Below are 12,128 nucleotides of genomic sequence, written 5' to 3' on the forward strand. Positions count from 1 at the left end.
ATGGAAGCTTCCGAGCTATTAGAAACAATCACACTCCTGATTTACCAAGCCCAACAGGGAGAAATTGACCCTTGGGATGTCCAAGTGATTGAGGTGATTGACCGTTACTTAGAACTGATGGCACCGGAGGCAATAGGAAGAGGTTATGAATCGGACTTGTCTCAATCTGGACAGGCATTTTTGTCAGCATCAATGCTGGTATTATTCAAAGCTAATACCTTGATGCAATTGTCAACAGTAGGAGATATCCAGAATGGTGTAGTAGATGATTCCCTATTGGAAGATGAAGACGGAATATCACATCAGGGTCATCGTCTACCATTAGAACGGCAATTGCGTCGTCGTGCATCGGCAATGCCGCCACCAAAGCGTCGGGTGACTCTGCAAGAGTTAATTAAACAATTGCAGATTATGGCAAACCAGCTAAAACAGGTAGAAAAAGTCAGCAAACCTATCCGTCCCAGGCGGTTGCCTAGCGTCCAAAGTATGCGGGAAGCACTGGAGTTAGCTCACCAGGAAAATCTGACGGAAGTAGCTAAGGAACTGGAGCAGGTATTGAATGTGTCGGCAAGGGAGCTAAATTTAGAACAAAATTGGTTGAATCTAGAACAACTTGTAGAGTTGTGGACTCAGACAAAGCATCTCAACCAAAATGGGTCTGGACATGATTCTAAACACAGTAATTTAGTTAGCGTTTTCTGGGCACTGCTGTTGCTCTCGGCTCAATCGAAAGTAGAGCTATTTCAAGAGGAGTTTTACCATGAGATTAAAGTTCGGCTACTTACATCAGCTCAGACTGGTAAACCTTTTGAGGAGTCGATGAACTAAAAAAGCAAAAAGTAGCTTTACAGATAATTTACAGATTTTTGATTCAGTCCCAAAATCCGAGTAAATTGAAAAGATAAGCGATCGCTTGTCATCTAAGTATACCTATGGTTGCAATAACCACTAAATTCCTGTTATCCCTGTTTAAGGGATAACTTAGAGCAGAAATAAAAATTGATGATTAAGTATCACTCGATAAAAGTAAACTGGCTTGTGGTTGAGGAATAAATTTTATGAAAGCGATGATTCTCGCGGCTGGCAAGGGTACTCGCGTGCGTCCGATTACGTACACTATGCCCAAGCCAATGATGCCTATCCTGCAAAAGCCAGTGATGGAATTCTTGCTGGAACTGTTACGGCATCATGGATTTGACCAGATTCTAGTAAATGTTAGTCATTTGGCTGAGGAAATAGAAAACTATTTTCGTGATGGTCAGAGGTTTGGAGTGCAAATTGCCTATTCCTTTGAAGGAAAAATTGATGACGACGGGAAACTGGTGGGCGAAGCAATTGGTTCAGCTGGAGGGATGCGGCGCATCCAAGACTTCTCACCCTTTTTTGATGATACCTTTGTGGTTTTATGTGGTGATGCTTTAATTGACCTGGATTTAACTGCGGCGGTTAAATGGCATAAATCCAAAGGAGCGATCGCTACTATTATTACGAAATCTGTCCCCAAGGAAGAAGTTTCTAGTTACGGTGTGGTGGTAACAGACGAAGAGGGACGTGTTAAAGCTTTCCAAGAAAAACCTTCAACAGAAGAAGCCCTCAGCACCAACATCAACACAGGTATTTACATCTTTGAACCAGAGGTGTTTAACCATATCCCCTCTGGTGTCGAATATGATATTGGTGGCCAATTGTTTCCCAAATTGGTAGAAATTAAAGCCCCCTTCTACGCCATCCCTATGGACTTTGAATGGGTAGATATCGGTAAGGTACCAGATTATTGGCGGGCGATTCGTGGTGTACTGCTAGGTGAAATCAAGAATGTGCAAATTCCTGGTCATGAAGTCGCTCCTGGCATCTATACTGGCTTAAATGTCGCCGTAAATTGGGACAAAGTGGATATCACAGGCCCAGTTTACATTGGCGGTATGACGAGAATAGAAGACGGAGCTAAAATTGTCGGCCCAGCAATGATTGGCCCTAATTGTTGGATATGTAGTGGTGCAACAGTAGAAAACAGCGTGATTTTTGAATGGTCGCGCCTGGGCCCAGGAGTGCGTTTAGTCGATAAGCTGGTGTTTGGACGTTATTGCGTGGATAAAACTGGCGCTGCAATAGATGTTCAAGCGGCTGCTTTAGACTGGCTGATTACTGATGCCCGTCAGACTCCGCCATCACATACGCCTCTTGAGTTACAAGCGATAGAGGAATTGTTGGGGACAAACGCAAGTTAGGGAGTGGAGCAGGGGGCAGGGGGCAGGGGGCAGGGGGAATAACCAATCCCCAATTAATTCCCAATCCCCAATCCCCAATCCCCAATCCTAACTATTTAAGTACGTGTATCTTCTGAGACTCTGTTCGTAGGTTTGTAGCAGTCGCTGAGATTCTGCTAGAGTGATTCGTTTTTCTTCTAATGCTTTCTCGCAACGCTGGCGAATGTTTTCCACCATATCTTCGGAGTCATACTGGACATAGCTCACCACTTCGCTCATGGTGTCACCTTTGACAACATGTTCAATCTGGTAACCTTTGGGCGTCAATTGAATGTGAACGGCGTTAGTATCCCCAAATAAGTTGTGCAAATTGCCCATGATTTCTTGGTAAGCTCCATTCAAGAACATTCCCAAATAATATGGTTCTCCGGGCTTGTAAGTATGCAACTCTAAAACCGATTTGACATCGCGCAGGTCTATAAAGCGGTCGATTTTACCATCACTATCGCAGGTAAGGTCTGCCAAAATTCCCCGCCGTGTTGGTTCTTCATCCAAGCGGTGGATTGGCATGATTGGGAATAGTTGGTCGATCGCCCAGCAATCTGGTGCTGATTGAAATACTGACATGTTGACGTAGTAGATGGAAGCCATGATTTGTTCTAGGTCTTCCAGTTCATCGGGTACGTATTCTTGCTGTCTAGTGATTTTGAGAATTTTCTGACAACAAGCCCAGTATAGGCGTTCGGCTTTGGCTCGTTCTCTGAGGCGTAAAATTCCTAAGTTGAAACGACTGATGGCTTCTTCTTTGAATTGTGCAGCGTCGTGGTAAAACTCCTGATAATTCTCTTGGTTGATGGATTGGTAAGTTTCCCAAAGATAATTAATAATCGGGGATTCTCCCTCTTGTGGAGGTTCTGGTGAATCGAGAGGGACATCACTAGTACTGAGAACATCAAAAATCAGTACCGACTGATGGGATGCGATCGCTCGTCCACTTTCGCTAATCAGTGTTGGTACGGGAATCTGCCGCTCTGCACAGGTATCTTTTAACTCTGCCACGATGTCGTTGGCATAGTTCTGCATGTTGTAATTTTTCGATGCATAGAAGTTGGTTTGGGAGCCATCATAATCTACGCCCAAGCCACCACCAACATCAAGGTATTTCATATCTGCTCCCAGCATTGCCAATTCCACATAAATGCGGCTGGCTTCTTGGATAGCATCTTTAATCACGTTAATGGCAGAAATTTGTGAGCCGATGTGGAAGTGCATCAACTGCAAAGAATCGAGCAGGTTAGCTTCGCGTAATTTGTCAACAGCCTCGATTACTTCAGGCATAGTCAAACCAAATTTAGCGCGATCGCCACTAGAAGTTCCCCAACGTCCCATGCCTTGGGTACTGAGTTTAGCACGAACACCTAATATTGGTTTAATACCTAACTGGCGATTGGCATCAATCACCAAATCAACCTCTTCAATCTGTTCTAAGACGATGATTGGTGTTTGCCCTAGTCTTTGGGCTAACATTGCCGTTTCGATGTATTCTCGGTCTTTGTAGCCGTTGCAAACTAACAACGCTCCTGGTGTATCCAAAACAGCCAGAGCAATCATTAATTCAGGCTTGGAACCGGCTTCTAAACCAAATTGATGGGGTTTGCCAAATTTTACTAAATCCTCAATCAAATGCCGCTCTTGATTGCATTTAACGGGGAACACACCACGGTAGACACCAGGGTAATTATAGCGGGCGATCGCTTTAGCAAAACAAGCATTCAACCGCTCAATCCGGTCTTCCAAAATATCAGAAAATCGAATCAACATGGGAAGTCCCAAGTTGCGCTGCTTCATGGCGTTGACCAATTCAAACAAGTCAAGAGAACCGCCGCGATCGCCCTTGGGTGACACGGTAACGTGTCCAGCAGCGCTAATGGAAAAATAAGGTTGTCCCCAACCTTCAATCCGGTATAAGGCTTCACTATCCTCAATTTTCCAAGAGCGAGGTAAATCTCCTGTGGTAGGACTAGGTGGTAACAGCTTTTTTTGCTTATGGTTTTTCACTTCTTTGTGTCCATTGGACGGTACTTGTACCACCTCGTCAGATGTAGCAGTTGAATCAGCACCCATTTCTTCCTAACCTCTGTTTTTCGCCCACAATTTAACAATTTAACGCATTCATTTGGGAACGTATATGCACCCAATGATAATTTCTGAGATAAACTCTGATTGGTCAAGAGTCGTATGTCATTAGTTATTAGTCATTAGTCATTGGTCATTAGTGGAAAACCCTTGGACTTAAGACAGAGGACAAAAGACAAATGACAATTGACAAAATAAAAAATTCATTAAGTTTTTGGAGATAGCTTTGGAACGTACATTCTTAGCAATTAAGCCAGATGGAGTACAACGGGGATTAGTGGGGGAAATTATCCGTCGCTTTGAAACTAAAGGTTTTACCCTAGTTGGTTTAAAGTTCCTGAAAGTCAGTCGAGAATTGGCAGAACAACACTATGATGTTCACCGGGAACGTCCCTTTTTTGCTGGTCTAGTGGAATTTATCACTTCTAGCCCAGTGGTGGCGATGGTATGGGAAGGTGATGGTGTTGTTGCATCTGCCAGAAAGATTATTGGTGCGACGAACCCCTTAACATCAGAGCCAGGAACGATTCGCGGTGATTTTGGCATAAATATTGGTCGCAACTTAATCCACGGTTCTGATGCTCCAGAAACCGCGCAAAAGGAAATAGCCCTATGGTTTAAGGATGAAGAATTAGTAAATTGGCAACCACATTTAACGCCTTGGTTGCACGAGTAATGGAGAGACGCGATTAATCGCGTCTGTACAAAAGTCAGGAGTAGAGACGCGATTAATCGCGTCTGTTAGGAGTTGAAAATTAATAACTCCTGACTCCTGACTCCTGACTTCTCACTTATTTAGATACTTCGCTCTTTTCTGGTTCTACTTGGGGCAATTCAGTGCCAACACGCTTGGAAAATCCCCAGCCTAAAATCAGGAAGATCGCAGCAATCATGATCCATTCTGGTGGAACAAAACTATCGTTCACCACTTTCAACAACAAGCGTAAACCCACCAAGGCCACAGTTATATAGCCTGCGTCTTCTAGGTTTTCATATTCGTCTAGCCAACGGATAAACAATCCCGCCATGAATCGCAGCGTGATAATACCAATTGTTGCACCCGTCAGCACTAGCCATTTTTCTTGAGAAACTGCGATCGCAGTTGTCACGCTATCCAAAGAAAATGCCAAATCTGTAAATGCGATCACAGGTATCGCTTGCAACAATGAATTAAAACGCGGCCCGTGATGGTGATCGTCCTTGGCTTCTTCTGAGGTAAAGTGTTGGAATACCAACCACAGCAGATAAGCAGCGCCCAATAATTCAAATTGCCAGAATTGTTGTACCCAAGTGGCAGTGAGAATCAGGCTGATTCGCAGCACATAAGCAACGACTAAACCAAAGTTCAAAGCTCTACGCTCAAGTTCCTTGTCTTCCAACCCTTTTGCGATCGCAGCCAAGGCGATGGCATTGTCGGCAGATAACAGCGCCTCTAAAAGCACCAAGATCAGCAGAACTATTGGGGCTTCAATGCTGAAATGAAAGTCGAGGTAATCAAAAATTCGGTCTAGCATTCCGGGTTTCTCAAGCAGAAAAAATTAAAATTTGACAAGAACAGAGATTTATATATTAAAAATCGCAATAAATTGCCACTCTAATCCAGCTTAACGTGCTTGTGCTGGATTTTGAAGAGGATTGAATGTGTGTGATCGTAATATGAGTGGGGTAATTTGCGTATAAGTCAATACACCCAAAGTTTTAACATCTAGTGAATGCGATCGCAATGGACTACTGTAAGTTCGCATCTAAAATTAGAATATAAGAACAAAAATTCGGATGGCTATGATCGCCATTTTTAAGATCGGTATCTTTAAAGGCTAACTGGATCTTAAATAGATTACTCTAGAAGTTCCTAAGCAATACTGCCGCGCTTTCTGGCTTCTTTGTAGGAAGTTCCCACATTTTTCAAACCAGCTTTAATCATTTGTTGTTCGAGGAGGGCAAAGAAACGCGTTCTATCGCCACCTTTAACTACTGCTTGATTATGGGCTTCTGCGATCGCTACTGGGTAGCCATATCCTTTTTGGACTTGTGCTAGCATTAGCCCCAATGCTTGGTCTAATATAGTTACATTCTCTGCTACCCATGCTGGAACTTCGATCCGAGCGATTTCGGTACCAACGTGGACATAGCAAAAGTAAATGATTTGATCTCCGTAGAGTTCGATAATTGGGGAATTACTGCGCCACAGGGTACTGCGTTGTCCTGGTTTGAGTCGGGTTGCCCAAACAGAAGTATCTCGCAACTGTTCAAAAATTTTACAAGCTACTTTTTCTAACTGATTTGGGCAATAAGTTTTACAGTCTGGTACTGGATGAGGACAAGCTAACAACCGTAAAAAGTTCATTGTTTCGATGCTGCGAGAGGCGCTAAGATAGCCCATCAACGGAATTTGAGCATCACGCATCTGCTGCCAAGCTTCCAGGATTGGGGGTAAAATGCGATCGCGTGCATCCATTGGTAATTGTTCTAAGAACCAGTAAATTAAGGAACCATCTACCATCGCCAATGCTGGTGCTTCCCCTTTCGCTGCACATGCAAGTTCTGCTAATACCGTTGTTTCTGAAGCAGTGCGGCGAAAACTCATCCATTCTTCGGTTCTAATTCCCCACTGCCGAGACATGTATAAATCCTCTGGACGGTAAAATACCTCTGGCAAACTATCAAGTAATGGATGGCGATTTTGCCCGTAGTGTAATACGACTCTGCCGATATTTAGGAGATAACAATAAGCAATTTCGTGATGGTTGGGGGCAATTTGGGAACCATCGGTAGCGATGACAGTATGTATCTTGGGGGGAACTGGGATATCAATGCAGGTTTCTAACGGCTCAATTGGGGTAGCATTAGCAAAGAGAATGCGATCGCGCCATTTTTCCTGGCGATCAATTAAATCTTGTTGAGACTCGTAAGCATTTTTTAGATGTTGTTGCGCCAATTCTAAACGCTGACGACTGGCAACAGCTTCTAAAGTAAGATGCTGACTTAAACCCTGCATTTGTCGCGCTAGTTTTGTAAGGTCAAGCATAAAAGTAAGTGCTAAGTGAGGAGTGAATCGTTATGAGTTATTATTTCACCTAAATCGAAAAACGTAAGCTTCTGGTTTCTAATCTTTGCTATCTATCCCATTTCGTTACCATTTGACCTCAGAATAAATTCCGAAGCTAATAACTAAAGTTCTCTTCAAACGACTAAATAAATGATTTCAGTCCACTTGAGTGGACTTAGGTTATCAGCCAGGAACTTAAGTTCCTGGCGGGATATCGAAAAAGGCAACAAACAATTTGACTATTACAGAAATCTAGACAATGACAAGCCCTTTTAAGGTAAAGGTATCAAGAGATTATTGCAACGTATTTCATGTATTTAAAGCCAAGCAGAGAAATCTTTGGAAAAGTGAGACAGTGATAACAGATGAATTCGCGGATCATTTTGGGCGGCTTCTCTTTCTGCTTGGGTATTATAACCCCAGTCTGCGAGGAAGAGTTTCACCTCTTTAAGGTCTGCTTGTTGTTGGACTAACTGCAAAGTCTTGAGTCTATCTTCTACAAACCAGAGACTAATTGCCTTATTTTCTGCTTCCTGCTTTAAATTTCGCAAAATTTCATATTTAGGACGCTTGACTTCTTTGCCAATAATTGATTTTGCTGGTAAATTCACTCCTTCTTGTTGTAACAATTGTTGGACAAAACGCCCTTCTTTAGTTGTCACAATGTATAGATCAACTCCACTGTCAATAGTTAATTTGATTTTTTCTATTACACTTGGATAAAATCTATGTAGACTTAGCCAACCATCTAAATCTGTGGTAATCCATTCATCTCGTTGCTTATCTAGTTTCGCGCCAATTTCTTTTGCTTGCAGCTTGTCGTTTAACAAAAGTTTTGGGGCGATGCTTGCCCATTCATGAAGAATTTTATCATCAAGAATTCCATCTACCAAGGCTTTGATTAAAACGGGCATTTCCCAACCTGTTTCTATTACAGGTCGTAGGCGATAGAATCTTAAAGCTAAATCATCTGGTGGTGTGTCGTTAGCAAAAGACCAAATTTCACAGTAGGTACGCCATGCTACCTCAAAATATTCAATTAGTCCGTCGCATATGACTCCATCAAAGTCTAGGGCTAAAATTGTGGGACTACTTGCTACCATTGTTTTGAGGATGAAACTGCTGTTGCCAGCTTAACTGAACTAGCAATGATTTGTTGTATCACAACTGTAGGCAGAAAAAATAGTCTGGATGATTACAGGCGATCGCTTTAGCACTCCCAACCGAGTAACTTTTCATTGTATTCATGACTCCAAAGCACCTCGACCTTTTGCTTCTCAACAGTACCCCTTTGGGTACTTCGTCTAGAACTCACACTTGCAAGGAACTCAATGAAAGAGAAAACCTAATTAGTGATAATTAAAATCCCTGTACCAAAAGGTCAGGGAGAACTTCAACAGACTAATGCCAGTTTTTAAACGCAACCCTTTACAAAGATAGGGTGTAGGGTAGCCTAGCAAACAATTTAGTTGCTGAATATTAAATCTTCTTTGTCTAGCTTGGTTATCAAAAGACACAAACTAAATCGTGATAAAAGTAGAAGGTTGAGCCGAAAGTATACTTGCAGTGACATTATCCAACTTCGCCAACACTTGATTATCAGAACTATTCATAATGAAGGTTTGACTTCCTTGTTGCTGTATCAACAATTGACCAAACTGGAGACTACCTGACAATGCAAGTTTGTCCTTACCTATTTCAAAGTCAGTAATGGAGTCCGTGCCCTCATCTAAAGCCAATACAAAGGTGTCAGCGCCATAGCCCCCTGTAAGTACATCTTTACCATAGCCCCCATAAAGCCAGTCATTGCCTGCGCCACCGAATATTTGGTCATCGCCGATACCACCAAATAGTGTATCGTTACCGTTATCACCCAAAAGCCTGTCATTGCTGCTATCGCCATAGAGCAGGTCATTACCTTCATTTCCCCAGAGAGTATCGTTTCCGTCGCCTCCGAATAGTTGGTCATTTCCTAGATTACCTACAATGTTGTCGTTACCGCCAAACCCATAAATCTTGTTAGATGGGGCATAGCCTTTTAAGTACTCAGAACTATCAGTGCCATTGAGAAGATAAATTTCAGTAGCAAGAGGGGGTTTAACTGTGCCTTTGATGGCAAAGTTAAAGGAGCTTTCCTCACTATCGTTGTTGGTCAAACTGAAACTGCCAGAATATGTTCCAGGTGTAGGTATATTTGTATTGAGTGCCACTGTTATATTCGTCGAATCCTTGGCAGCCAAGCTATATGGACGAGTTCCTACCAAACTAAAGCCGTCGGGAAGTGTAAGATTACCTAGATTGAGCGTAGCTGTACCGATGTTTTTGATGGTGAAAGTTTTGGTAGCGGTGCTGCCGAAAGTGACGTTGCCAAAGTCAATGGGAGTAGTGCTGCCATCTGCAATGTCAACTGTACCGTTGAGAACTTGAATTTCGGGGGCAGGAGCGGGCTGAACTTTACCCTTAATGGCAAAATCAAAGGAGCTTTCGTTAGGATCGTTATTACTCAAAATGAACCTGCCACCGTATGTTCCAGGTGTTTTTGTATTGAGTGCCACCGTTAGACTCGCCCAATTATTAACTGCCAAGGTAGCTGGAAGAGTTCCTACTAAACTAAAGCCGTCGGGGAGTTCGAGATTAGTTAGGTTGAGTGGAGCTTTACCTGTGTTCTTAATGGTAAAAGTTTGAAATACAGTGCTGCCGAAATCGGCGTCGCCAAAGTCAATGGGAGTAGTGCTGCCATCTACAATATCAACTTTGTTATTGACAACTTCAATTTCGGGAGCATTAACTTTACCACTAATAACAAAGTTAAAAGGGCTTTCGTTACTATCGTTGTTGGTTAAACTGAAGCTGCCAGTGTAGGTTGCGCCAGTGGTGGTATTTAGTGCCACTGTTATATTCGCCGAAGTTTTGGCAGCCACAGTAGATGGAAGAGTTCCTACCAAACTAAAGCCGTCGGGGAGTCTGAGATTACTCAGGTTGAGTGCAGCTATACCTGTATTCTTAATGGTAAAAGTTTTGGTCACGGTGCTGCCAGCAATCACCTCGCCAAAGTTAATGGGGGTAGTGCTGTTATCTGCAATGTCAACTGTGCCATCAAGAACTTCAATTTCGGGGCTAGGAGTCTTATTGGTAGGGGCTTCGTATGCGCCAATATCAATCAATACACTGCCGTCGCCATTGCCATCTAGGGGAGTGTTCTTTGTGATGCTATTGAAAGCATTGGAACCACCGTCGATTGCTGGACTTCCAGGTTTGAGCCTAAAGTCACCATTCGCTGCATTAACAAACAACGGGTCTTTGTTTAATATATTTCCTGATCCTGTACCTTTAAGAACTCCGTTGTAAGCAAGGTTATTGTCAAATGAATAATTACTAGAATTAGCAATAGAACTGGCAGACTCTCCAGACGCATACATAATATTGTTAACAACCCGAACATTTTTAGCGCTGTTAATGAAAATTTCTCCGGCTGAGAGTTCAAGGGAATTTTGGTAAGTTGTATTATTCACGATGTCTACAGGGTTTTCTCCTTTGAAAATCTGAATACCTGCGCCACCATTGTTGTAAACTACGTTATTACTGATTAAGGCTTTGCCCTGGTATGCAACATTTTCAACAGAAGCAGTGTCAAGCATTATTCCATGACCCTCTGTTACTTTTCCTGCATTAACCCAAGGAACTAATTGTTTATTATCAAAAGAGGTGTTACCTTCAATAACTACTTTATAATCTGTTACGTTGTTATCGGAATTCCAAAGGTGAAGCATTGTAATCCCTTGGTTTCCAAAAGGTGAGTACCAAGCATTTCCAGAAACAATATTGTTTTTTACTGTAATGTAGTCTACTTCTTCTGTTGCAATCCCGTTTCCTGGAAACTTAGAAACGTTGTTATTGCTAATTGTGATGTGATGTGAACGTATCTTTTGGTCATCATCAATGAATGTAATGTGAATACCATTCCCAGATGTTGCTGGATTACTCAAATTATCTTTATGCTCGAGCGCATATTCTAATGTAGTTTCATCTCGTGCTCCCACGAGCTTCAGCCCATTAATGACTATATAAGAAGAGCCTGTAATTGAGATAGCATTCCAATTGTTTGTGTGTGCTTCTAAAACAGGTGTGTGTCCTGGATAAGCAGTAAATGTAATCGGCGCACTAGCAGTACCGTGCTTATCTGAAATACTCAGGATATTAGGGTAAATGTTTGTGTAAGTACCATTCATGACGTAGACAGTATCACCTGCCTGCACTAAGTCCGCAGCTTTTTGGAGGGTGCGAAATGCCTCTCCTTGTTTCAAGCCATCATTCTTATCATCGCCTGTTCCAGAAACGTAATATGTTTTGCCAGCCATGAGACTTAACTCCTAATATTTATAAGGGGAATTGGTAGTACGTTTTCAGCAACAAACTATGTTGCTAAGTAGTTATTTGAATGGGTCATTTATCTGGCTTTTTCAAGGCAGTCGCAGTTGTGCGATGGCGTAGGCGATCGCAACTTGAAATCGCGTTTTTTTTAGCAAAACTGTTATAAAACTGAAAATTTTTATCCTACTAACCGTTGATGGTTAAAGTAGGTATGTCAATACCGTCAATCGTCAGTGTTTTATTGAGGGTAATCGGGCAATTTGCACGCAGACAAGGCAGCGCAAAGCCAAAGACGTTTCCTGTCATCTCTGCGTTTTATTCAGTGGTCAAAGTTGAATTGGTTGAAACTTTAGTAGGTTTACCCC

8 protein-coding genes are annotated in these 12,128 nt (G+C 42.4%); 3 read left to right on the forward strand and 5 right to left on the reverse strand.

The window, feature by feature from the left end; all coding sequences use genetic code 11:
- Complete coding sequence (locus CDC33_RS04685; protein WP_109007506.1) at positions 1-828, forward strand: segregation/condensation protein A; 828 nt, start codon at positions 1-3, stop codon at positions 826-828.
- Between the two features lie 230 nt (positions 829-1,058).
- The gene (locus CDC33_RS04690) at positions 1,059-2,228 is read left to right on the forward strand and encodes a nucleotidyltransferase family protein (protein ID WP_109007507.1); all 1,170 of its coding nucleotides are present in this window, start codon (positions 1,059-1,061) and stop codon (positions 2,226-2,228) included.
- 87 nt (positions 2,229-2,315) lie between these two features.
- On the opposite strand, the gene speA is transcribed toward CDC33_RS04690, so the two are convergent.
- Positions 2,316-4,331: a biosynthetic arginine decarboxylase gene (speA, locus tag CDC33_RS04695; RefSeq protein ID WP_109007508.1), complete on the reverse strand. Its 2,016-nt coding sequence runs from the start codon at positions 4,329-4,331 to the stop codon at positions 2,316-2,318.
- 238 nt (positions 4,332-4,569) lie between these two features.
- On the opposite strand from speA, the gene ndk reads away from it, so the two are divergent.
- On the forward strand, positions 4,570-5,019 hold the full coding sequence (gene ndk / locus CDC33_RS04700; RefSeq protein WP_109012440.1) for a nucleoside-diphosphate kinase: 450 nt from the start codon (positions 4,570-4,572) through the stop codon (positions 5,017-5,019).
- Between the two features lie 115 nt (positions 5,020-5,134).
- Here ndk and CDC33_RS04705 read toward each other — a convergent pair whose 3' ends face one another.
- From CDC33_RS04705 to CDC33_RS04720, 4 genes are all read right to left on the reverse strand, one after another.
- On the reverse strand, positions 5,135-5,857 hold the full coding sequence (locus tag CDC33_RS04705) for a TerC family protein (RefSeq protein ID WP_109007509.1): 723 nt from the start codon (positions 5,855-5,857) through the stop codon (positions 5,135-5,137).
- 338 nt (positions 5,858-6,195) lie between these two features.
- Positions 6,196-7,371 carry a DNA double-strand break repair nuclease NurA gene (locus CDC33_RS04710; protein WP_109007510.1) on the reverse strand — a complete coding sequence of 392 codons (1,176 nt, stop codon included), beginning with the start codon at positions 7,369-7,371 and terminating at the stop codon, positions 6,196-6,198.
- Positions 7,372-7,709: 338 nt separating this feature from the next.
- Complete coding sequence (locus CDC33_RS04715) at positions 7,710-8,495, reverse strand: HAD family hydrolase (RefSeq protein WP_109007511.1); 786 nt, start codon at positions 8,493-8,495, stop codon at positions 7,710-7,712.
- A 417-nt stretch (positions 8,496-8,912) separates the two neighbouring features.
- Positions 8,913-11,750, reverse strand: a complete 2,838-nt coding sequence (locus tag CDC33_RS04720; RefSeq protein ID WP_109007512.1) for a choice-of-anchor D domain-containing protein — start codon at positions 11,748-11,750, stop codon at positions 8,913-8,915.
- Between the last annotated feature and the right edge of the window lie 378 nt (positions 11,751-12,128).

The organism is Nostoc commune NIES-4072 (assembly GCF_003113895.1).
GTDB lineage: Bacteria > Cyanobacteriota > Cyanobacteriia > Cyanobacteriales > Nostocaceae > Nostoc > Nostoc commune.

Excerpts from the sequence above, each read along its gene's own strand:
- CDC33_RS04710 (WP_109007510.1), bottom strand. The coding sequence starts at position 7,371 with ATGCTTGACCTTACAAAACTAGCGCGACAAATGCAGGGTTTAAGTCAG.
- CDC33_RS04685 (WP_109007506.1), top strand. The coding sequence starts at position 1 with ATGGAAGCTTCCGAGCTATTAGAAACAATCACACTCCTGATTTACCAA.
- CDC33_RS04705 (WP_109007509.1), bottom strand. The coding sequence starts at position 5,857 with ATGCTAGACCGAATTTTTGATTACCTCGACTTTCATTTCAGCATTGAA.
- CDC33_RS04690 (WP_109007507.1), top strand. The coding sequence starts at position 1,059 with ATGAAAGCGATGATTCTCGCGGCTGGCAAGGGTACTCGCGTGCGTCCG.
- CDC33_RS04720 (WP_109007512.1), bottom strand. The coding sequence starts at position 11,750 with ATGGCTGGCAAAACATATTACGTTTCTGGAACAGGCGATGATAAGAAT.
- speA (WP_109007508.1), bottom strand. The coding sequence starts at position 4,331 with ATGGGTGCTGATTCAACTGCTACATCTGACGAGGTGGTACAAGTACCG.
- CDC33_RS04715 (WP_109007511.1), bottom strand. The coding sequence starts at position 8,495 with ATGGTAGCAAGTAGTCCCACAATTTTAGCCCTAGACTTTGATGGAGTC.